19 protein-coding genes are annotated in these 22,391 nt (G+C 64.3%); 17 read left to right on the top strand and 2 right to left on the bottom strand.

Going from position 1 to position 22,391, the window contains the following annotated elements:
- The first annotated feature begins 43 nt into the window (after nucleotides 1-43).
- Entirely contained in the window at nucleotides 44-2,275 is a 2,232-nt protein-coding gene (locus P6U29_RS38315; protein WP_407115280.1) for a CHASE2 domain-containing protein, read from the top strand.
- Between the two features lie 320 nt (nucleotides 2,276-2,595).
- On the opposite strand, the gene P6U29_RS38310 is transcribed toward P6U29_RS38315, so the two are convergent.
- Nucleotides 2,596-4,191 (bottom strand): ABC transporter substrate-binding protein, encoded by a 1,596-nt coding sequence (locus P6U29_RS38310; RefSeq protein WP_407115279.1) that lies wholly within the window; start codon nucleotides 4,189-4,191, stop codon nucleotides 2,596-2,598.
- A gap of 199 nt (nucleotides 4,192-4,390) precedes the next feature.
- Between P6U29_RS38310 and P6U29_RS38305 the strand changes: the two genes are divergently transcribed.
- From P6U29_RS38305 to P6U29_RS38245, 13 genes are all read left to right on the top strand, one after another.
- Nucleotides 4,391-6,052, top strand: a complete 1,662-nt coding sequence (locus tag P6U29_RS38305; RefSeq protein WP_407115278.1) for an ABC transporter substrate-binding protein — start codon at nucleotides 4,391-4,393, stop codon at nucleotides 6,050-6,052.
- A gap of 222 nt (nucleotides 6,053-6,274) precedes the next feature.
- A complete protein-coding gene (locus tag P6U29_RS38300; protein ID WP_407115277.1) occupies nucleotides 6,275-7,228 on the top strand; it encodes an ABC transporter permease in 954 nt (317 codons plus the stop codon).
- Between the two features lie 210 nt (nucleotides 7,229-7,438).
- The gene (locus tag P6U29_RS38295; protein WP_407115276.1) at nucleotides 7,439-8,341 is read left to right on the top strand and encodes an ABC transporter permease; all 903 of its coding nucleotides are present in this window, start codon (nucleotides 7,439-7,441) and stop codon (nucleotides 8,339-8,341) included.
- Between the two features lie 184 nt (nucleotides 8,342-8,525).
- Nucleotides 8,526-9,587 carry an ABC transporter ATP-binding protein gene (locus P6U29_RS38290; RefSeq protein ID WP_407115275.1) on the top strand — a complete coding sequence of 354 codons (1,062 nt, stop codon included), beginning with the start codon at nucleotides 8,526-8,528 and terminating at the stop codon, nucleotides 9,585-9,587.
- Nucleotides 9,584-9,781 carry a hypothetical protein gene (locus P6U29_RS38285; protein ID WP_024338962.1) on the top strand — a complete coding sequence of 66 codons (198 nt, stop codon included), beginning with the start codon at nucleotides 9,584-9,586 and terminating at the stop codon, nucleotides 9,779-9,781. The genes P6U29_RS38290 and P6U29_RS38285 overlap by 4 nt, the downstream gene beginning before the upstream one ends.
- Nucleotides 9,778-11,193, top strand: a complete 1,416-nt coding sequence (locus P6U29_RS38280; RefSeq protein ID WP_407115274.1) for an amidase — start codon at nucleotides 9,778-9,780, stop codon at nucleotides 11,191-11,193. Before P6U29_RS38285 ends, P6U29_RS38280 begins: the two co-directional genes overlap by 4 nt.
- Nucleotides 11,190-12,164, top strand: a complete 975-nt coding sequence (locus tag P6U29_RS38275; protein WP_407115273.1) for an ABC transporter ATP-binding protein — start codon at nucleotides 11,190-11,192, stop codon at nucleotides 12,162-12,164. Before P6U29_RS38280 ends, P6U29_RS38275 begins: the two co-directional genes overlap by 4 nt.
- Before the next feature lie 93 nt (nucleotides 12,165-12,257).
- On the top strand, nucleotides 12,258-12,527 hold the full coding sequence (locus P6U29_RS38270) for a GlsB/YeaQ/YmgE family stress response membrane protein (protein ID WP_027574999.1): 270 nt from the start codon (nucleotides 12,258-12,260) through the stop codon (nucleotides 12,525-12,527).
- A gap of 261 nt (nucleotides 12,528-12,788) precedes the next feature.
- Nucleotides 12,789-14,537, top strand: coding sequence for a type I secretion system permease/ATPase (locus P6U29_RS38265; RefSeq protein ID WP_407115272.1), 1,749 nt, complete (start codon nucleotides 12,789-12,791; stop codon nucleotides 14,535-14,537).
- A gap of 24 nt (nucleotides 14,538-14,561) precedes the next feature.
- Nucleotides 14,562-15,896, top strand: a complete 1,335-nt coding sequence (locus P6U29_RS38260; protein ID WP_407115271.1) for an HlyD family type I secretion periplasmic adaptor subunit — start codon at nucleotides 14,562-14,564, stop codon at nucleotides 15,894-15,896.
- A 354-nt stretch (nucleotides 15,897-16,250) separates the two neighbouring features.
- On the top strand, nucleotides 16,251-17,720 hold the full coding sequence (locus tag P6U29_RS38255; RefSeq protein WP_407115270.1) for an AMP nucleosidase: 1,470 nt from the start codon (nucleotides 16,251-16,253) through the stop codon (nucleotides 17,718-17,720).
- Between the two features lie 121 nt (nucleotides 17,721-17,841).
- Complete coding sequence (locus tag P6U29_RS38250) at nucleotides 17,842-18,450, top strand: tetratricopeptide repeat protein (RefSeq protein WP_407115269.1); 609 nt, start codon at nucleotides 17,842-17,844, stop codon at nucleotides 18,448-18,450.
- A 134-nt stretch (nucleotides 18,451-18,584) separates the two neighbouring features.
- Nucleotides 18,585-18,860 (top strand): DUF1488 family protein, encoded by a 276-nt coding sequence (locus tag P6U29_RS38245; protein ID WP_100232278.1) that lies wholly within the window; start codon nucleotides 18,585-18,587, stop codon nucleotides 18,858-18,860.
- A gap of 259 nt (nucleotides 18,861-19,119) precedes the next feature.
- On the opposite strand, the gene P6U29_RS38240 is transcribed toward P6U29_RS38245, so the two are convergent.
- Nucleotides 19,120-19,602: a CinA family protein gene (locus P6U29_RS38240; protein WP_407115268.1), complete on the bottom strand. Its 483-nt coding sequence runs from the start codon at nucleotides 19,600-19,602 to the stop codon at nucleotides 19,120-19,122.
- 142 nt (nucleotides 19,603-19,744) lie between these two features.
- On the opposite strand from P6U29_RS38240, the gene P6U29_RS38235 reads away from it, so the two are divergent.
- From P6U29_RS38235 to P6U29_RS38225, 3 genes are read left to right on the top strand one after another with little or no spacing between them, the layout of a single operon-like run.
- Nucleotides 19,745-20,803 carry an amidohydrolase family protein gene (locus P6U29_RS38235; protein ID WP_407115267.1) on the top strand — a complete coding sequence of 353 codons (1,059 nt, stop codon included), beginning with the start codon at nucleotides 19,745-19,747 and terminating at the stop codon, nucleotides 20,801-20,803.
- Nucleotides 20,804-20,828: 25 nt separating this feature from the next.
- Nucleotides 20,829-21,938 (top strand): amidohydrolase family protein, encoded by a 1,110-nt coding sequence (locus P6U29_RS38230; RefSeq protein ID WP_407115266.1) that lies wholly within the window; start codon nucleotides 20,829-20,831, stop codon nucleotides 21,936-21,938.
- The gene (locus P6U29_RS38225) at nucleotides 21,938-22,351 is read left to right on the top strand and encodes a Rieske (2Fe-2S) protein (RefSeq protein ID WP_407115265.1); all 414 of its coding nucleotides are present in this window, start codon (nucleotides 21,938-21,940) and stop codon (nucleotides 22,349-22,351) included. The genes P6U29_RS38230 and P6U29_RS38225 overlap by 1 nt, the downstream gene beginning before the upstream one ends.
- Nucleotides 22,352-22,391 lie beyond the last annotated feature (40 nt).

The following is a 22,391-nucleotide window of genomic DNA, read 5'->3' as shown; positions in this document are numbered from 1 at the left end:
ATCGGTGCGCCCGGCGTGGTGCAGGGCAGGAAGTCCAGCTGGCATGAAGCGTCTCAAGATCCTGCGGCGATGGTTTGCGCGGAAGTTCGGCTTTGCGCGGCTAATGTGCCTTGCGCTGCTGGTTCTGTTTGCCGGCGCCCGCCTCTGGGATCCGCCGCCGATCCAGGAATTGCGGCTGCGCACCTTCGATATGTTTCAGTTGATCGATCCGCGCCACAAGACGGCGCGGCCGGTCACCATCGTCGATATCGACGACAAGAGCCTCGCCAAGCTCGGCCAGTGGCCGTGGCCGCGGACGCGGATCGCCGATATGATCCACAATCTCACCAACAACGGCGCGGTGGCGATCGGTTTCGACGTGGTCTTCTCGGAACCCGACCGGCTCAATCCGGATCTGGTCGTGGGCCAGATGCGTTATCTCGACGATGCCACCCGCGCCAAGCTGAGCGAGCTGCCGAGCAACGACCAGATCCTTGCCGAGGCGATCAAGCGCTCGCGCGTAGTGCTGGGCGAGACCGGGCAGCGGGCGATCTCGTCCGACATCGATAAGACGCTGCCTTTCACCGGCATCGCGACGGTTGGCGAGGAGAATGCCGAACGCTTTCTGTTCGAATTCCCGGGCCTGCTCCGCAACGTGCCCGTCATCGAGAAGGTCGCGGCCGGCCGCGGCCTGTTCACCATCAAGACCGAGCGCGACGGTCTGATCCGCCGCGTGCCGATGGTGATGCGCGCCCAGGGCAACATCATGCCCTCGCTCAGCCTCGAGACTTTGCGCGTCGCCACCGGCACGCCGACGCTGTTGATCCGGACCGACAAGACCGGCATCAGGGCCGTCCGCCTCAAGGGCGTCGAGATCCCGACCGACAAGAACGGTCAGCTCTGGGTACATTATGCGCGCCAGGACCCTTCGATCTACGTCTCGGCAGCCGACGTGCTCGACAACACCGTGCCGCCTGCCAAGCTCGCCGGCAAGCTGGTGCTGGTCGGCACCTCCGCGGTCGGGCTCAACGACATCAAGACCACGCCGGTGTCCTCGACCATGCCTGGGGTCGAGATCCATGCCCAGGTGCTCGAGAGCGTGCTGAGCGGCGCCGTGATTTCCCAGCCGAACTACGCGCTTGGCGTCGAATTGCTGGCCGCGCTCGTCATCGGACTTCTCGTCATCATCTTCACGCCGAATCTCGGTCCCGTGCGCCTCGTGCTCGCCGGCGCGACGTTCGCCGCGATCCTGGTTGGCACGTCCTGGTTCTTCTACGCGAAGTACCGTTACCTCATCGACTTCACCTATCCGCTGCTATCGACCACGGCGATCTATCTGACGCTGATCTTCGCCAGCTTCGTGCGCGAGCAGCGCCAGCGCGTGCAGATCCGCGGCATGTTCGCGCAATACATGTCGCCGGTGCTGGTCGAGCAGCTGGCGCAGTCGCCGGAGAAGCTCGTGCTCGGCGGTGAGGAGCGCGAGATGACGATCATGTTCTCCGACGTGCGCGGCTTCACCTCGATCTCGGAGAGCTACAAGCACGATCCGCAAGGGCTGATCGCGCTGATGAACCGCTTCCTGACGCCGCTGACCGACGTCATCATCGAGCGCAAGGGCTATATCGACAAATACATGGGCGACGCCATCATGGCGTTCTGGAACGCGCCGCTCGACGATGCCGAGCACGAGATCAACGCCTGCGAGGCCGCGATCCAGATGCTCGAACAGATCGATGCGGTCAACAAGGAGCGCGAGCAGGAAGCGGCCGACGGCGGACACGTGTACATCCCGCTCAATGTCGGCATCGGTCTCAACACCGGCATCGGCGTGGTCGGCAACATGGGGTCCGACCTGAAGAAGAATTACTCGGTGCTCGGCGACAGCGTGAACCTGGCCTCGCGCCTGGAAGGACAGTCGAAGGAGTACGGCTTTCCCATCATCATCGGTTCCAGGACCGCACTCGCCGCCAAGGAGAAGTTCGCGATCCTCGAGCTCGACTTCATCATGGTCAAGGGCAAGACCGAGCCGGAAGTGATCTACGCCATCGCGGGCCGCGAGGACGTAATGCATTCGGGCGCGTTCCAGCGCCTGCGCAACATCACCATCGAGATGCTCGGCTGCTACCGCAGCCGCGACTGGCAGGGCGCACTGGATGCGATCGAACGCGGCCGCAAGAGCGAGGACGCCGACACGTTGGAGAAGCTGTTCAGGCTTTACGAGGCAAGGATCAAGGATTTCCAGCTCAATCCACCGCCGGAGGGCTGGACCGGGGCGTATGCGCTGCTGACGAAGTAGCGGCGGCCGTCACCGCTCTCGTAGGGTGGGCAAAGGCGCGACGCGCCGTGCCCACCTTCCCATTCCGAATGTAGAAGTGGTGGGCACGCTTCGCTTTGCCCTACGATTACTGACGAAGTAGCGGTCACACTCACTGTTGTCCCGGACAAGCGCGCCCAAGGCGCGCGCCGATCCGGGACCCATACCGCTGACTCTCCCTTGGGGCAGGCCGAACGAGGCGAACAGCCTTCGCCAAATATCTTCCTGTCGCTATGGATCCCGGGTCTGCGCTGATGCTTGCGCGGGACGACAGCGGAATTTGACGCGCCAGTACGTCGTCCTCACTCCACCCCGATCGTCGTCAGATCCTGGAACCAGTGCTGCGCCTGCACGAACTGCTTGATCCTCGGCGACAGTGCATGCGGGTTGGTGTCGTGGACAACCCAGACCAGCGCGGCATCGTCGACGATCAACGCATGTGCCTGGGCCAGCAATTCGTCCTGCTTGGCGCTATCGAAGGTCTGCTTGGCCTCGTCGATCAACGCGTCGACCTTCGGGTTCTTGTAGCCGCCCCAGTTGACGCCGACAGGCGCGATCTGCCCCGAATGGAAGAAGCGGACGATAGCATAGAGCGGGTCCGAGGTGACATAGGCAATGTTGTTGGCGGTGATGCCGGCGTTCATCTCGTCTGCCGCGCCCTTGCGCCAATGCGTATAGAGCGTCTCGAGCTCGACCACTTTGAAGTCGATGTCGATGCCGATCTCCTTGAAGCTCTGCTGCAGGAATTCGTTCATGGGCAACGACAGCATCTGGCCGGTGCCGCCTTGCGCGATGATGAAGGTGGTCTTCAGCGGTTTTGCTTTTGAGTAGCCGGCTTCCTCGACCAGCTTCTTGGCGGCGGCAAGATCATACTTCAATTCGAAGCTCGGCTTGCCGAACCACGGGCTCGACGGATCGACCTGTCCCTTCGCTGGCTTTGCGAGCCCGTTCATCAGCCCGACCACCGCCTCACGATCGATCGCAAGGTTCAGCGCCTTGCGCAAGCGGATGTCGGTCCAGGGCGAGCCCGGCAGCACGCTGAGGTGATAATTCCAGACGTGCGGCGTGACGTTGTCGACGAGCTTCATGCCGGCCGCCTTCAGCTGCGGCACGGCATCCGGCGCCGGCGTCTCGATCAGGTCCACTTGTCCGGCGAGCAGCGCATTGGTGCGCGTCAGCGCTTCCGGCATCGGCACCAGCACGATCTTGTCGGTCTTGGGAATGCGCTTCTTGTTCCAGTAGTCCGGATTCTTCGTGAGCTCGGCGAGCTCGCGCGGCACCAGCTTTGTCAGCTTGAACGGGCCGGTGCCGGAGGGCTGGCTTGCGAACTTGTCCCAGTCCTTGCCGAGCTTCTCGTATTGCGCCGGGCTCGAGACCAGGAACCACAACATCTGATAGGGAAAGAAGGAATCGACCGTCTTGGTGGTGATCTCCACCGTGAAGTCGTCGATCTTGGCGTAGCTGGCGACGGAGGGAAGGCGGGTCTTCACCTGCGCGCTCTGCCGCTTGTCGAATTGCGGCGCCTTGTCGTTGAGCACCTTGTCGAGATTCCAGATCACGGCGTCGGCGTTGAACTCGCTGCCGTCGTGAAACTTCACGCCCTTGCGAAGCGTGAAGCGCCACTTCGTCTTGTCGGTATCGTCGACCTTCCATTCGGTGGCGAGGCCCGGCACCAGCTTGCCGGGGCGATCGGCGACGTCCATCTCCCAGGCCACCAGCGGATCGTAAATCGTGTAGGCGGTGAACTGATAGGCTCCGGCGCCGCGATCGGGTTGACCCGTGGTGAGCGGAATGTCCGCCATCGAGATGCCATAGCGCACCACCGTTTCGGCGCGTGCCGAGATTGCGGACAACGCCAGCGCAAGCACGGCGAGACAGGTCGATAGACGAATACGCATGGCCCAAAGCTCCCAGGAGAAGTCGAGGCCAAACTTGCAATCTTGATGCCAGAATAGGCAGCGCGCCGTTTCCGCCGGTGCGTCATTACAAGGACTTGTCGCCGCAGGGGCAATTTGCAGAATTTGTTTCTCCTTGGCATAGCCATTGCATACGATTGCATCAAAATTAATCATCGAAAGCCGGAAAAGGACTGAGGCGATGCTTATCAAGAACAACAAGACCCGCGCGGCGCTGATTGCGCTCTTGGCGCTCGGCAGCGCGGCCGCATGGCCATGCGCGGTAGCTGCGGAAACTGTGCTGCGCATCGGCATGACCGCTGCCGATATTCCGCGCACCCTGGGCCAGCCCGATCAGGGCTTTGAAGGCAATCGCTTCACCGGCCTCACCATGTATGACGCGCTGACCGGCTGGGATTTGTCCTCTGCCGACAAGGCAAGCGTGGTGATTCCCGGCCTTGCCACTGAGTGGAAGGTCGATGACGCCGACAAGACCAAGTGGGTCTTTAAGCTGCGCCCCGGCGTGACTTTCCATGATGGCTCGCCGTTTAATGCCGATGCCGTGGTGTGGAACGTCGAGAAGGTGCTGAAGCAGGATGCGCCGCAATTCGACGCCAGCCAGGTCGGCGTCACGGCCTCGCGCATGCCGACGCTGGCCTCTGCGAAGAAGATCGATGACATGACGGTCGAGCTCACCACCAAGGAGCCCGACAGCTTCCTGCCGATCAACCTCACCAATTTGTTCATGGCGAGCCCGGCGAAGTGGCAGGCCTTCTACGACAAGGCCGAAGGCGCCGATGCCAAGGCGAAGTCGCAAGCCGCTTGGACCGCGTTCGCCAAGGACGCCTCGGGCACCGGCCCGTGGAAGATGGCGAGCTTCACCCCGCGCGAACGGCTCGAGCTCGTCAAGAACGCGAACTATTGGGACAAGGCGCGCGTGCCCAAGATCGACAAGATGGTGCTCTTGCCGATGCCGGAGGCGAATGCGCGCACCGCGGCACTGCTCTCGGGGCAGGTCGATTGGGTCGAGGCGCCGGCGCCGGATGCGCTGCCCGAGCTCAAGCAGCGCGGCTTCAAGCTCTACGCCAACGAGCAGCCGCATGTCTGGCCGTGGCAGTTCTCGCGCGTCGAGGGCTCGCCCTGGAACGACATCCGCGTGCGCAAGGCGGCGAACCTCTGCGTCGATCGCGAAGGCCTCAAGGAGGGCTTGCTCGCCGGCTTGATGGTGCCAGCGACCGGCACCTTCGAGCCCGGCCATCCCTGGCGCGGCAATCCCACCTTCCAGATCAAGTATGACAAGGCGGCTGCGCAAAAGCTGATGCAGGAGGCCGGCTATGGTCCCAACAAGAAGCTGATCGTGAAGACGCAGACGTCTGCGTCCGGCTCGGGCCAGATGCAGCCCTTGCCGATGAACGAGTACCTCCAGCAGGCGCTCGCCGAGTGCTATTTCGACGTGAAGCTCGATGTCATCGAATGGAATACGCTGTTCACCAACTGGCGCCGCGGCGCCAAGGATCCCAGCGCCAACGGCTCGCACGCGACCAACGTGACCTATGCGGCGATGGATCCGTTCTTCGCGCTGGTGCGCTTCCTGCAATCGGGCATGGCGCCGCCGGTCTCGAACAATTGGGGCTTCATCAACAACCCCAAATTCGATGAGCTGGTGAAGAAGGCGCGTCAGACCTTCGATCCCGCTGCACGTGACGCCGCGCTCGCCGAGCTGCATGCCGCCTCCGTCGATGATGCCGCCTTCCTCTACGTCGCCCACGACGTTGGCCCGCGTGCGATGAGCCCAAAGGTGACAGGCGTCGTGCAGCCGAAGAGCTGGTTCATCGACTTCTCGCCGGTGTCGATCGCACAGTAGCGCGGCTTGCTCAGTGCACCCTCTCCCGTCCTGTCCGCCGACGCCTTGGCGAAGGCGGATGTGGGAGAGGGTGGCTTCGCGACAGCGAAGCCGGGTGAGGGGTTTCTCTCCGCGGAGAGACTCTCACTTATTTCCGAAAGTGGTATCCGCGGATAGACCCCTCTCATCCGGCGCTTCGCGCCACCTTCTCCCACAAGGGGAGAAGAGAAGAAAAGAAACAACGTGCTCGCCTATACCGCCAGACGCATCATCTACGTCGTCCCCATCGTCATCAGCGTGGCGCTGGTGTGCTTTTTGCTCGTGCACATCACGCCGGGCGATCCGCTCGTCGCCGTGCTGCCGGCCGACGCGTCGCAGGAGCTCGCCGCGCAGCTGCGCGCCGCCTACGGCTTCGACCGCCCGCTACCGGTGCAGTTCGGGCTCTGGTTGCTCCGTGCCCTTCATGGCGATCTCGGCAATTCCATCGCGACGGGACGCCCGGTGCTGGCGGAGGTCATGCGCGCGGTCGGCAACACCGTGACGCTCGCGATCGCTGCCGCCATCATCGGCTTCACCATGGGCATCCTGCTCGGCCTGATCGCCGGCTATTTCCGCGAGACCTGGATCGACAAGGTCGCGACCTCCTTTGCCGTCTCCGGCGTCTCCGTGCCGCATTACTGGCTCGGCATGCTGCTCGTCATCATCTTCTCGGTCCAGCTGAACTGGTTGCCCGCGGTCGGCGCCGGCCCCAGCGGCTCCAATTCCTGGGCCTGGGACTGGGCGCACCTGAAATATCTCGTGCTGCCGGCGATCACGACCTCGGTGATTCCGATGGGCATCGTCACCCGCACGGTGCGCGCGCTGACCGGCGATATCCTCTCGCAGGATTTCGTCGAGGCCTTGCGGGCAAAAGGCCTGCGCGAAACCGGCGTGTTCCGCCACGTCATCAAGAACGCCGCGCCCACCGCGCTCGCGGTAATGGGACTTCAGCTCGGTTACATGCTCGGCGGCTCGATCCTGATCGAGACCGTGTTCTCCTGGCCGGGTTCGGGCTTCCTGCTCAACTCCGCGATCTTCCAGCGCGACCTGCCGCTGCTGCAGGGCACGATCCTGATCCTGGCGCTGTTCTTCGTCTTCCTCAACCTGCTGGTCGACATCGCCCAAGCCGCGATCGACCCGCGCATCAAGCGGGGCTAGCGGGATGAACCTGGCTATCGCCACGCAAATGGTGCGTTCCCTCCCCCGCTCGCGGGGGAAGGTTGGGGAGAGGGTGTCTCCTCAATCGAGAACCCCCAAGAGGAGGAAGCCTTCACCCGGCGCTTCGCGCCGACCTCTCCCGCAAGCGGGAGAGGTCGAGCGAGCCCGCAGCTTGCACCGGCTACACCAATACGCGATGGGAGCCAGCCGATGAGCGAGCTTCCGTTGTCCGCCACCGCCGATGCCGCGCTGCAGGCCGCGCCCGCGACCAAGGCGCGCGGCTATTGGGCGACCGTCGGCCGCCGTATCAGGCGCGACAAGGTCAGCATGGCCTGCGCGCTGGTGCTGCTGCTGATCTTCCTCTCCGCGATCCTTGCGCCGTGGCTCGGTCTCGAAGACCCCTACAAAGGCTCGATGATCCGCCGCCTCCGTCACATCGGCACGACAGGCTATCCGCTCGGCACCGACGAGCTCGGCCGCGACATGCTGGCGCGGCTGATCTATGGCGGGCGGTTGTCGCTGGTGATCGGCATCCTGCCGGTGATTCTGGCCTTCTGCATCGGCACCTCGCTCGGCATCCTCGCCGGCTATGTCGGCGGCAAGCTCAACACCGCGATCATGCGCACGGTGGACGTGTTCTACGCCTTCCCGTCCGTGCTGCTGGCGATCGCGATCTCCGGTGCGCTCGGTGCCGGCATTCTCAACTCCATCGTGGCGCTGACCATCGTGTTCGTGCCGCAAATCACCCGCGTCGCCGAAAGCGTCACGACAGGCGTGCGCAACATGGACTTCGTCGAGGCCGCGCGTGCCTCGGGCGCCGGCGCCTTCACCATCATGCGCGTGCACATCCTCGGCAACGTGCTGGGCGCGATCTTCGTCTATGCCACCAGCCTGATCTCGGTCTCGATGATCCTGGCCGCCGGTCTCTCCTTCCTCGGCCTTGGGACAAAACCGCCGGAGCCGGAATGGGGCCTGATGCTGAACACGCTGCGCACCGCGATCTATGTCAATCCCTGGGTCGCAGCCTTGCCGGGCGCGATGATCTTCGCGGTCTCGATCTGCTTCAACCTGCTCTCGGACGGCCTGCGCAGCGCCATGGACATCAGGAACTAAGAATGATGATCGTGACACAGACCGCCGCGATATCGGTGCCACACCTCTCCCGAAGGGAGAGGTCGGATCGCATCGTCAGATGCGATCCGGGTGAGGGGTTACGCTGCACCGAGTTTGCCGCGCCCCCTCACCCGCGCCTTCGGCGCGATCTCTCCCCGATGGGGAGAGGTGGGAGATCGTGGCCATGAGCGAAACCAACACTTCTGTCGCCATGCTGGAGCAGGTCGAAGACCGCGGCGGCGTCGCGCAGCCGCTGCTCCAGGTGAACGGACTGACAAAACACTTCCCGGTGCGGGGCGGCCTGTTCGCCGCCAAGCGCACCGTGCGTGCGGTCGACAATGTCTCGTTCTCCGTCGCCAAGGGCGAAACGGTCGGCATCGTCGGTGAGTCCGGCTGCGGCAAGTCCACCACCGCGCGCCTCTTGATGCATCTGATGCCGCGCGATGACGGCGACATCATCTATGACGGCATGACCGTCGGGCAGTCGTTATCGCTGCGCGAGCTGCGCCGCGGCATGCAGATGGTGTTCCAGGACTCCTACGCCTCGCTCAATCCGCGCCTCACAATCGAGGAATCCATCGCCTTCGGCCCCAAGGTCCACGGCATGGCCGACGACACGGCCCGGGCGCTGGCGCGCGAGCTGCTCGGCAAGGTCGGCCTGCGTCCGGAAAACTTCGCCAACCGCTATCCGCACGAAATCTCGGGCGGCCAGCGCCAGCGTGTCAACATCGCCCGCGCACTGGCGCTGTCGCCGCGGCTGGTGATCCTGGACGAAGCCGTCTCGGCGCTCGACAAATCCGTCGAGGCGCAGGTGCTCAACCTGCTCGCCGATCTCAAGCGCGAGTTCGGCCTGACCTATCTTTTCATCAGCCACGACCTCAACGTCGTCCGTTACATCTCGGACCGCGTGCTGGTGATGTATCTCGGCGAGGTCGTCGAGCTCGGCCCGGTCGACCAGGTCTGGGATCAGCCGGCGCATCCCTACACGCGCGCCCTCCTCGCGGCGATGCCGTCATCGGACCCCGATAAGCGCACCGAGACGCCGCCGATCACGGGCGATCCGCCCAATCCGATCGATCCGCCCTCGGGCTGCCGCTTCCATACCCGTTGTCCGTTTGCGGAGCCGCTCTGCGCAAATGCGACACCAAAGCTCACTGCGCTGGATAATATGGGCCACGAGGCCGCGTGCTACATGGCCATACCGGGTTCAGGCCATAGCCGCGCGCCCAGGGAGAAGACCGCATGACCAGACCGACACCGAAAGAGATCAAGCCGATCGCGCAAATTGCCGGCGTGCCCGTGGACGACGAGATCGCAACCCGCATCTCCAATGCCATCGGACCTGCCTTCGAAGGCTTCGCCGCCATCGCCGGCACGCTGCCATTCGATCTCGAGCCCGCCGGCTATGTGCTCGCGCAGACGCAGAAGGTGTCGAAATGAGCGCCGAGCCTGCCTTGATGACGCTCACCGAGGTCGCGCGTGCGATCGCGATGAAGCAGCTGTCCTCACATGAGGTGACGCGCGCGCTGCTGCACCGCATCGCGCAATGGCAGCCGCATCTCAACGCCTTCATGTCGATCGAAGCGGAAGCGGCGCTGAAGGCGGCGGATGCTGCCGATGCCGAGCTGGCCAAGGGCAACGTCCGTGGGCCGCTGCACGGCGTGCCGCTCGCGCACAAGGATATGTATTACGATGCCGGCCACGTCTCGACCTGCGGCTCGCTGATCCGGCGCGATTTCGTGCCGAACGTCACTTCCACCGCCTTGCAGCGATTGAAGGACGCCGGCCAGGTCCGCCTCGGCACGTTGCATCTGGCTGAATTCGCCTATGGCCCGACCGGGCACAACGCCCATTATGGCCCGGTGCGTAATCCCTGGAACGTCGCCCATATCACCGGCGGCTCGTCCTCGGGCTCCGGCTCCGCGGTCGCCGCGCGGCTGACCTATGCCGCGCTCGGCTCGGACACCGGCGGCTCGATCCGCATGCCCGCGCATTTCTGCGGCGTCAGCGGCCTGAAGACGACCGTGGGCCGCGTCAGCCGCGCAGGCGCAATGCCGCTGTCGCAATCCCTCGATACCGTCGGCCCGCTCGCTCGCACCGCCGAGGACTGCGCGCTGTTGCTGGCGCTGATGGCCGGCCCCGATCCCGCCGATTCGACCTGCAGCGACGAGCCGCTGTCGGACTATGTCGCGGCGACGAAAGGCTCGCTGAAGGGCCTCAAGATCGGCGTCCCCACATCCTTCTATGTCGACGATCTCGACAGCGAGGTCGCGCGCGTGCTGGACGAGACAATCGCGGTGCTCAAGCGCGAGGGTGCCGACATCGTCAAGGTCGAGCTGCCGGACCAGCGCCAATTGTCCTCGGCCAGCCAGCTCGTGCTCGCCGCGGAAGCCGCCGCCTTCCACAAGCGCTGGATGATCGAGCGTCCACAGGACTATGGCACGCAGGTTCTGATGCGGCTCCAGAACGGCCTCGCCGTCCCCGCTATCACCTATCTGGAGGCAATGCGCTGGCGCGGGCCGGCGCTCGCTGCCCACAATGCCGCGACAGCGGGCGTCGATGCGGTGATCGCACCGGCCTCGCCGGTGCCGGCGCCAACTATCGAGGAGAGCGACGTCGGCGGTGGCCCGAACGCGCCGGCGCTGTTGCAGCGGCTGACGCTGTTCACCCGCCCGGTGAATTTCCTCGGCCTGCCGTCGCTCACCGTGCCCTCCGGCTTCACCAGAAGCGGCCTGCCGATCGGCATGCAGCTGATCGGCCGCTCCTTCGACGAAGCGACCTTGCTCACCATCGGCGCGGCCTTCCAGCGCGCCACCGACTATCACGACCGATTGCCAAAACTGCCGTCATGACCAAGCTCGTCGAGATCTCAGGCCTCAACATCCGCTTCACCGGCGAGCGCACGGTCTATGCCGTGAACGACCTCAGCCTGTCGCTCGGCAACAGCGAGGTGCTGGGCCTGCTCGGCGAGTCCGGTTCGGGCAAGAGTGTGACGTTACGTGCGCTGATGCGGCTATTGCCGAAGAAGCGCACGCAGGTCTCCGGCACCGTCAACGTCATGGGACAGGACGTGCTGGCGATGAATGACGAGCAGCTGTCGTCGTTCCGCGGCCAAACCATCTCGATGATCTTCCAGGAGCCCGCGCTCGCGCTCGATCCGGTCTACACCATCGGCGCGCAGATCGCCGAAAGCGTGGTGCGCCATGAAGGCAAGAGTTTTGCGGAGGGCAGGGCACGTGCGCTGGAGATGCTTGAGGTCGTGCGCATTCCCTCCGCCAAGCGGCGGCTGGACGCCTATCCGCATGAAATGTCCGGCGGCATGCGCCAGCGCGCGATGATTGCCTTGGCGCTCGCCTGCCGGCCAAAAATCCTGCTGGCGGACGAGCCGACCACAGCTCTCGATGCTACCGTGCAGATCCAGATCCTCTTGCTGCTGCGCGAGCTGCAGCGTGAGTTCGGCATGTCCGTCATCTTCGTCACCCACGACATCGGCGTCGCCATCGAAATTTGCGACCGCGTCGCGGTGATGTATGCCGGTCAGATCGTGGAGCAGGGCACGCTTCGCGACATCGTCCGTTCGCCCGTGCATCCCTATGCCAAGGGCCTGCTCGCCTCCACCATCCACGGCGCCAAGCGCGGCGCCCGCCTGGAGACCATTCCCGGCACGCCGCCCTCGCTCGCCGAGAAGCCGCACAATTGCTCCTTCGCTCCCCGCTGCGCTGTGGCCCAGCCGCGCTGCCTGGAGCAATTGCCTGCGAGTGTAGAGGTGGGGGCGGGACGAGCGGCAAGGTGTGTGCTGGCAGAGCCGGTGGTCGCGGCGTAGCCGCCGCCCAACCGGCGAGCTGCGAACAGCATTCACACCCCATTCATCCCGGTTCCCGTTCCATGGCTCCGTTCAAGGAGAGGGACCTTACTTATGTACATTTCTAACGAAGGCCTGCTCGTCATCCTGTTCGTCGGCCTGGTTGCCGGCTGGCTTGCCGGAAAGATCGTCCGGGGCGCTGGGTTCGGTATCATCGGCGACATCGTGATCGGCATTGCCGGTGCACTGGTCGCGAGTCTTCTGTTTCCCAAACTCGGCATCCGTCTCGGCACCGGCCTGGTCTCCGAGATCGTCTATTCCGCGATCGGCGCGGTCATCCTGCTGCTGGTGGTGCGGCTGGTGCGCGGCGGCGGCCGGCTCTAGCCAGCCGCCCGGCTCGATCAACCGGAACTTGTCACCTCTCCTGAGCAGGGGAGGGCGGCGGCCTCTGCACCAAAAAGCCGCAAAGACTGTGAAATACCGGACTTGCGTGCGGGGCCGTCAGGAGTAGATGTGGCCCATCAGGGTTTTGGATGAACTCGGCTGCGTTGGACGCAGAGCGAACATGATGTTAATCCGGGGCGAGTACCCTGAATTGCCCGTGAAATCAGGGGCTGTGGCCCCCACCTGAAAGAGATCAGACTGATGGCAGCCATCCCTGGCGTCCGCCGTTCGGAGCTCGGTGACGCCTTGCGCGCTTGTCGTACGGCGTTCATCGGCGTCGGCCTGATGAGCTGCATGATCAACCTGCTCTACCTGACCGGGTCGATCTTCATGCTGGAGGTCTACGACCGGGTGCTGCCGAGCCGCAGCATTCCGACCCTGGTCGGCCTCATCATCCTCGCCAGCTTCCTCTATATGGCGCAGGGCGTGCTCGACATGATTCGCAACCGCATCCTGGGGCGGATCGGCACCTCGCTCGACGAGGCCCTCAACAAGCGCGTGTTCGATACCATCGTGCGCCTGCCGCTCCTGGTCGGCAGCCGCAACGAGGGCCTGCAGCCGCTGCGCGATCTCGACAATGTCCGCTCCTTCCTCGGCGGCATGGGTCCGAGCGCGTTCTTCGACCTGCCCTGGCTGCCGCTCTATCTCGCCATCTGTTTCGCCTTCCATGTCCTGATCGGCGTCACCGCGCTGATCGGCGCCATCATCCTGGTCGGGCTGACGCTGGTCACCGAGTTCATGTCCCGCCAGCCGGCGAAAGAGGCGATGGGCCTTGCCGCCCAGCGCAACGATCTCGCCCAGTCCAGCCGCCGCAACGCCGAAGTGATGGTGGCGATGGGCATGGCCGGCCGGATGAATCAGCGCTGGAGCGAGGCCAACGAAAAATACCTTTCCGGCAATCAGCGGGCGAGCGACGTCGCCGGCGGTCTCGGCGCGGTCGCAAAAGTGCTGCGCATGATGCTGCAATCGGCCGTGCTCGCGGTCGGCGCCTATCTCGTCATCCACCAGGAGGCGACCGCCGGCATCATCATCGCCGGCTCGATCCTCTCCGCCCGCGCGCTCGCGCCGGTCGATCTTGCGATCGCGCACTGGAAATCCTTCGTCGCCGCGCGTCAGAGCTGGCAGCGCCTCACGCGTCTGCTGGAGCAGATGCCGGCGCAGACGATGCCCACCCAGCTGCAGGCGCCGACCAGCCGCCTCGCGGTCGAGGGCATCGCCATGGTGCCGCCGGGCGACCAGCGTCTCGTGGTGCAGGACATCACCTTCGCGCTGGCCGCCGGCAACGGCCTCGGTGTGATCGGCCCGAGCGGCTCCGGCAAGTCGTCGCTGATCCGGGCGCTGGTCGGGGTCTGGCAGCCGGTGCGCGGCAAGGTGCGGCTCGACGGCGCTGCGCTCGATCAGTGGTCAAGTGACGTGCTCGGCCGCCATATCGGCTACCTGCCGCAGGATGTCGAATTGTTCGGCGGCACCATCGCGCAGAACATCAGCCGGTTCGATCCGGCGGCGGCCTCTGAAGGCATCATCGCGGCTGCGAAAGAAGCCGGCGTGCACGAGATGATCATCAAGATGCGCGAGGGCTACAACACGCAAGTCGGCGAGCAGGGCGCCGCGCTGTCGGCAGGCCAGGCGCAGCGCGTGGCGCTGGCGCGCGCGCTCTACGGCAATCCCTTCCTGATCGTGCTCGACGAGCCCAACTCCAATCTCGACACCGAGGGCGATGAGGCGCTGACCCGCGCCATCCGCTCGGCGCGCGAGCGCGGCGCGATCGTCGTCGTGGTGGCGCACCGTCCGATCGGCGTCGAGGCGGTCGACCAGATCCTGGTGCTGCGTGACGGCCGCATGCAGGCCTTCGGACCGAAGGAACAGGTCCTCGCCCAGGTGCTGCAGCCGCGCGTGACGCCGCCGGCACCGATCAAGATCGTCAGCGAAGGCGGAGTGGCCAAATCATGAGCACAAAGTCATGAGCACAAAGTCATGAGCACGATGGCCATCGGCGGCTCGAAGCCTGCCGCGAAGAAGACCGTGCGCGAGTCGATCAAGTTCCACCTGATGCTCGGTCTTGCGATCGTGCTGGTCCTGGTCGTCGGCCTCGGCGGCTGGGCCTCGACGGTTCTCATCTCGGGCGCGCTGATCGCGCCGGGACAGATCGTTGTCGAATCCAACGTCAAGAAGGTTCAGCACCCGACCGGCGGCGTGGTCGGCGAGGTGCGTGCCCGCGACGGCGACCTGGTCAAGGCCGGCGACATCGTGGTGCGGCTCGACGACACCGTCACCAAGGCCAATCTTGCGATCGTCACCAAGAATCTGGACGCCGCGCAGGCACGTGCGGCGCGACTGCAGGCCGAGCAGCGCGGCCTCGACAAGATCGAATTCCCGCAAAGCCTCCTTGAGCGCGCCGACGATCCCGACGTCAAGGCGCTGCTCGCCGCCGAAACCAAGCTGTTCGACGTCCGCGTCAACGGCCGCACCGGGCAGAAGGCGCAGCTTCGCGAGCGCATCACGCAGCTCAACGAGGAAATCGCCGGTCTCAGCGCCCAGGAGAAGGCCAAGGATCAGGAGATCGCGCTGGTGCAGAACGAGCTCACCGGTGTGCGCGAGCTCTACGACAAGCGTCTGGTGCAGATTTCGCGCTTGACCCAGCTCGAGCGCGACTCGGCCCGCCTCAATGGCGAGCGCGCGCAGTACATCGCCTCACGCGCCCAGGCCAAGGGCAAGATCACCGAGACCGAGCTCCAGATCATCCAGATCGACAAGGACGTGGTCAGCGAGGTCTCCAAGGACCTGCGCGAGACCAACGACAAGATCGGCGAGCTGATCGAGCGCAAGGTCGCTGCCGAAGACCAGCTCCGCCGCGTCGATATCCGCGCGCCGCAGGACGGCATGGTGCTGCAATCGACCGTGCACACGGTCGGCGGCGTCGTCACCGCCGGCGATACCTTGATGCTGATCGTGCCGCAGGCCGACGATCTTCAGGTCGAGGCCAAGGTCAATCCGGTCGACATCGACAAGCTCCAGATCGGCCAGAAGACGTTGCTGCGCCTCTCCGCGTTCAACCAGCGCACCACGCCCGAGCTCAACGGCGTCGTCAGCCGCGTCTCGCCCGACGTCACCACCGACCAGCGCACCGGCCAAGGCTACTACACCATCCGCGTCTCGATGCCGCCCGAGGAGGTCGCCCGGCTCGGTGACGTCAAGCTGATTCCCGGCATGCCCGTGGAAGCTTTCGTCCAGACCGGCGACCGCACCATGTTGTCCTATCTGATGAAGCCGCTGCACGACCAGCTGATGCGCGCCTTCCGCGAGAAGTGACGCGCGACAGCGCGTCATCCCGGAGCGCGCTTAGTGCGTACCCGGATCTCGTGCTGCACACTCACTGTCATCGCCCGGCTAGGATGTCCCCGGGCTGAACACTAGGACCGGGCGATCCAGTATCCCAGAGACGTCAGTGATTGAACCGAGCGGTCGCGGCGTACTGAATGCCCTGGTCCCGGCTCCGCTAGGCTACGCCGGGCCTACAAGGGCGCTCGGCCGGCGAAGCTTTAGCGAAGACGGCAAGCCGGGGCATGACAGCGGTGTGTGTGGCGTACAATCTGCCCTTCGCTGACGCGTCTCGCTGTTCTTGCTATAGTTCGACTCAAAGCCAGCAAACCCGGCGGTCGAACAATGCAATCTCCATCCTCCATCGCCACCGAATCCTTCTCCGACGCAGGCCTTGCCGTTGCCCGCCTTGAAGAGATCTACGAGCGCAACACAAAATTCCTGCGCGATCGGTTCGAGGCTTACGTTGGCGGCGAAGCGGTCACGACGCGGGTTCGCGCTTACTATCCCTTCGTCCGCCTCACCACCGCGACGCATGCGAGGCTGGATTCGCGCCTGTCCTACGGTTTCGTCCATGGTCCCGGCGTGCACGAGACCAGCGTCACGCGGCCGGACCTGTTCCGCGCCTACCTCACCGAGCAGATCGGATTGCTGATTCAGAACCACGCGGTGCCCGTCGAGATCGGCGAGTCCGCCGAGCCGATCCCGATCCACTTCGCCTATCGCCGCGACATCAACATCGAGGCCGCCATCACCACCGGCGAGAAATCCGCCGTCACGCGCTCGCTGCGCGATGCTTTTGATGTGCCCGATCTCGCGACGATGGACGATTCGATCGCCGACGGCACCTTCGAGCTCAAGCCCGGCGCGCCCGAGCCGCTGTCCCTGTTCCGCGCCGCCCGTGTCGATTACTCGCTGCGCCGGCTCTATCACTACACCGGCACCGATCCAGAATATTTCCAGAATTTCGTGATCTTCACCAATTACCAGTTCTACGTCGATGCCTTCGCGCAGCTCTGCCAGCAGCGGCTTCAGTCCGGCGAGGCCGGTCTCGATGCTTTCGTCGCGCCCGGCAATGTGATCACATGCAGTGGCGGCGCCACCAGTGGGACGGCGCCGTCGCGCGCACCGCAGATGCCGGCTTTCCATCTGGTCGCGCCCGGCTATCGCGGCATCACCCTGATCAATATCGGCACCGGTCCATCCAATGCGCGCAACGTCACCGACCACGTCGCGGTGCTGCGGCCGCACGCCTGGTTGATGCTCGGTCATTGCGCGGGCCTGCGCAACACGCAGCGCCTCGGCGACTACGTGCTCGCGCACGGCTATGTGCGCGAGGATCACGTGCTCGATCGCGAGTTGCCGCTGTGGGTGCCGATCCCGGCGCTGGCCGAGATGCAGGTCGCGCTCGAGGAGGCGGTCGAGGATGTCACGGGGCTCGAAGGCTTCGAGCTCAAGCGCCTGATGCGCACCGGCACGGTGGCGAGCGTCGACAACCGCAACTGGGAGATTTCCGGGCCCGACGTGATCCGCCGCCTGTCGCAATCGCGCGCTGTCGCGCTCGACATGGAATCGGCTGCCATCGCCGCCAACGGCTACCGCTTCCGTGTTCCCTACGGCACGCTGCTGTGCGTCTCCGACAAGCCGCTGCACGGCGAGATCAAGCTCGCCGGCATGGCCAGCGAGTTCTACCGCCGCCGTGTCGGTCAGCATCTCGAGATCGGCCTGAAGGCGCTGGAGCGGCTGAAGCAGCAGGAGTCCGAACGACTGCATTCGCGCAAGCTTCGCAGCTTCGCCGAAGTGGCGTTCCAGTAAAGGACAACAGAGCTGCCGTACGAACGCTGACGTCTCCGTGAGCGCAGCGTCCCGGAATATTGTCGCGAGGGCAGGGTTATCACCTCGTCCGGGGCTGCTCGAAGCAGTACAGGAGACAGACATGATCACAGCGATGATCAGGCTCGTCGCGCCGGGTATATTTGCGGCAGCCTTGTTGAGCTCGCCGGCCCTTGCCGCCGGAGGCGGAGGTGGTGGAGGCGGTGGGGGCGGCTCCACGGATCCGTACGCTGGAGCCTATTCGGATCAGAAGCCGCAGCCAGCCTATCCGAAGCGCCCAGGTAACAAGGCCACCCAGAAAGGCAAGAAGCCGAACAGCCAGTCCAGCATTGGCGATCCCGCATTCGCGGCCGGCTACCGTATGGCCTATGACACCATCTACGAGCGCAACGACTATGCGGCCGCGATCGCGCAATTGAAGTCGCTTGGCCATGACGACCATCCGAACGTCGCCAATCTGATCGGTTACTCCTATCGCAAGCTCGGCGATTACGAGCAGTCCCAGGCCTGGTATGAGCGCGCATTGAAGGCCGATCCGAACCACGTGCTGACGTGGCAATATTATGGACTGTGGCAGCTCGAGCGTGGCAATCGCGAGCAAGCGCTCTATCACCTCGGCCGAATTGCATCGATCTGCGGAACCAATTGCGAGGAGTATAGATCGCTGGCTGCGGCACTCGATAAGCCGACAGGCACGGCGCTCGTCTACTGAGGCTGGAGAGCAGCAGCATCATCGCGCCGAGCTGCTGATGGCTCCAAATGACAGCCATGTCCTTTGGTTCGGATAGTGACAAGGCGTCAGATTTTCAGCATTGTCCCGTTCGGGGGCGCGAACGGGACAATTGGATGCCGCTGACGCGCGACAAGATCATCGGCCATGACCTTGAAAGGCTGGCTTTTCGCTTCACCATGCTGAACGACGGCGATGTGGTGCAGTGCCAGATCAGCGACGCCGCAATGGACGAGCTCGCAGGCATGCAGGGCACCGAAAGCAGTGCGCGTCAGGCGCAATTCCTGTCGTTGCGCGAGACCATCGAGCGGATCGCGTCAGATCTCTACGACGAGGCGCCGCGATTCCCGGGATATGTGGTGCGGATTTTCATGCGGCATTTGGGGCGGTAGCAGCTATCGCTCGATTGTCTGTCATCGCTCCCCACTCTCGGTGTCATGCCCCGGCTAGCCGCCTTCGCTAAAGCTTCGGCGGCCGAGCACCCTTCTGGCCCGGCGTAGCCTTGGCGGAGCCGGGACCGGGGCATCCGGTACGCCGCGGTCCATCAATTCGATCACAACCGACTCGGAGTACTGAATTGCCCGATCAATCCGGCGATGACAGCACTGTTGGTGGCGATGCTATCGCGGCTCACTTCGTCCGCACAGCAACTCACGCCTCCAGCTTCTTCAGCAACAGCTTCAGTGCCATCGCCGCGAACACCTGCATGTTGCCGAACCGGTCGTTCCTATCAGTCTCCAACGTCATCACCTCCGACGCAGGCCCCGCAACCGCCATGCAGCTGTGACCGGCGGCGTCGCCGTAGCGATTGCCGCTTGGGCCGGCGGCGCCGGTCTCGGACAGGCCCCAATCGCATCCGAAGCGTGCTCGCATCCGCTCAGCAAGCAGCTGCGCATAAGGCTCTGATGAGGACCGAAAGCCCTTCATTCCTTCGTCCGAAATATCCATCAGCGCGCGCCTGGCATCGCGCGTGTAGACCACGGCGCCGCCGAGGAAATAGGCGGAGGCGCCGGGCACCGCGAGCAGGCTGGCCGAGATCAGGCCGCCGGCTGATGATTCCGCAACCGCAATGGTCTGTTTGCGCGCGATCAGTTGGGCCGCGACCTGTTCCGCGATGCCGACGAGTTCTTTCATCTCTGGTACCCCATTCCTTCGCAACCGAGCTCAGCCTTCCTAGCATATGACAGATGCTTGGCCGAGTTGCGGGCGACGAGCAGGCCTGCTTGAATGGCGGGTGCAGGAAGAACATGCGAGGAAACGTGAGAAGGGAGACGTGATGGCGTCCCTGATCGCCGGCGGCATCGATTGCGACGTGCATCCGGCCGTGCCGCATCTGACCAGCCTGCTGCCGTACCTGAACGACTATTGGCGCGATCAGGTGACAACGCGCGGCATGGTCGACCTCGTCTCGCAATCCTATCCGCAGAACTCGCCGATCACGGCGCGGCCAGACTGGCGGCCGGAGGCCGGCAAGCCGGGCGAGAGTCTGGAGGCGATGCAGCGTCATGTGCTCGATCCCTTCCAGCTCAAGCATGCCATCTGCAATCCGCTGTACGGCGTGCAGATGGTGTTCTCCGAGGACATGCAGGCCGCCTTCTGCCGCGCGCTGAACGATTGGCTTGCGAAGGAATGGCTCGATCGCGACGCGCGGCTGCGCGGCTCCATCGTGATCCCCACGCAAAGCGTCGAGAAAGCCGTCGCCGAGATCGAGCGCCGCGCACAGGATAAACGCTTCGTGCAAGTGCTCATGCTGGTGATGGGCGATACGCTGCTCGGCAAGCGCGCGCTGTGGCCGATCTATGAGGCCGCAGAACGACTGGAACTTGCCGTCGGCATCCACGCCGGTTCTGCCTATCACAATCCGCCGACCGCCGTCGGCTGGGGGTCCTATCACATCGAGGATTATGTCGGGCAGGCCCAGGCGTTTCAGACCCAGCTCACCAGCCTGATTGTCGAGGGCGTGTTCGCCAAATATCCGCGGCTGAAAATGGTGATGCTGGAGTCCGGCGTCTCCTGGATCGCGCCCTATCTCTGGCGCCTGCGCAAGTTCTGGCGAGGGGTGCGGATGGAGACACCGTGGGTCGATCGCGCGCCGCTGGAGATTGTGCGCAGCAACATCCGCTTCTCGTTACAGCCATTTGATGCGCCGCCGGAACCTGAGACATTAATTCGCCTGTTTGAGCATATGCAGTCCGACGAATTGGTCCTATTCTCGACGGACTATCCGCACTGGCAGTTCGACGGCCAGGACGCGCTGCCCGAAGGTCTGTCCCCCGATCTCGTGCGCAAGATCATGATCGATAATCCCCATGCAACCTATCCCCGCCTGACGTGAGCCCGCTGCCAAAGGAGGCAAGGCGATGAATATCCAGTTCCGCGAGAACCAAGAAGCCGCTTCCCCACTGACCGTCAAAACCGCAATCGCGGACTGCGACATCCATCCGGCACGCGCCACCCGCACCGAGCTCTATCCCTACCTCGCCAAGCGCTGGCAGCATCACCTCGAAGTCTACGGCGTCCACGCCTATCAGGGCATGATGGAAGGCCCGCCCTATCCGAAGGCCCAGCCCAACGCCTCGCGCCGCGATGCCTATCCGCCGGAAGGCGGCCCGCAAGGCTCCTCGCTGTCCTTCATGCAGAAGCAATTGCTCGATCCCAATAATGTGCAGCTCGGGGTGCTCAATCCGCTCAACACCGGGCAGGGCATCCGCAATCACGAGCTTTCGGCAGCGTTATGCTCGGCGATCAACGACTGGCAAATCGACAAATGGACCAGCAAAGACAAGCGGCTGAAGGCGTCCATTGTCGTCGGTAATGAGGACGGGCTATCGGCCGCCGCCGAAATCCGCGAGCGCGCCGGCGACAAGAACTTTGTGCAGGTGCTGCTGCTCAGCCGCAATGTCGAGCCGCTCGGCCAGCGCCGTTACTGGCCGATCTACCAGGCTGCCGAGGAAGCCGGCCTTCCCGTCGGTGTCCACGCCTTCGGCTTCGGCGGTAATCCGATCACGCCGTCGGGCTGGCCGTCCTATTACATCGAGGAGATGGTGGGGCATTCGCAATGCCAGCAATCGGCGCTGGCTAGCCTCGTGCTCGAAGGCGTGTTCGAGCGCTTCCCGAAACTGAAGATGGTGATGATCGAGGCCGGCTTCGGCTGGGCGCCATCGCTGTGCTGGCGGCTCGACAAGGCCTGGCAGCGCCTGCGCAGCGAGGTGCCGCATGTGAAACGGCCGCCGTCGGAATATATCCGCGAGCAGGTGTGGTGGACGACGCAGCCGATGGAGGATCCGGAGCGGCGCGAGGATCTGTTCGACGTCATCAAGTGGATCGGCTGGGACAGGTTGCTGTTCGCAACCGATTATCCGCATTGGGACTACGACGAGCCGTCGCGCGTCTTGCCGGCCGGCGTCAGCGAAGCCAACCGCGAGGCGTTCTATTTCGGCAATGCGAAGAAGCTGTACGGCATTTTCTGATGGCAAGACACATCATTGCGCCAGTGGACGAGCTTCCGCCCGGCACGCGAAAATTCCTGGAGATCGACGGACGGCCGATCGCGGTCTTCAACATCAAGGGCGAGTACTTCGGCCTGATGAACCGCTGCCCGCATCAGGGCGCGGCGTTGTGCGAGGGGCCGCTTATCGGCCTCGCGCAGTCGAACAATCCCGGCGAGATCGAGTACACGAAACTCGGCGAGATCATTCGCTGCCCCTGGCACGGGTGGGAGTTCGACATCCGCACCGGACAATCCTACTGCGACCCTCGCCGCTTCCGCGTGAAGGCCTATCCGGCCAATGTCGAGCCGGGCGCGAGCGTGGTGAAGGGACCGTATGTCGCCGAGACTGTTACGGTCAGGATCGAGAGCGATTACGTGGTGGTGGAGCTGTAGCCGCACCGGCGGTGCGCTCCCTCGCCCCGTTCTTATGGGG

The organism is Bradyrhizobium sp. LMG 9283, from assembly GCF_045571415.1.
Taxonomy (GTDB): Bacteria; Pseudomonadota; Alphaproteobacteria; order Rhizobiales; family Xanthobacteraceae; genus Bradyrhizobium.
Note: the sequence above shows the minus strand (reverse complement) of the source record. Positions and strands in the feature narration are given on the sequence as shown.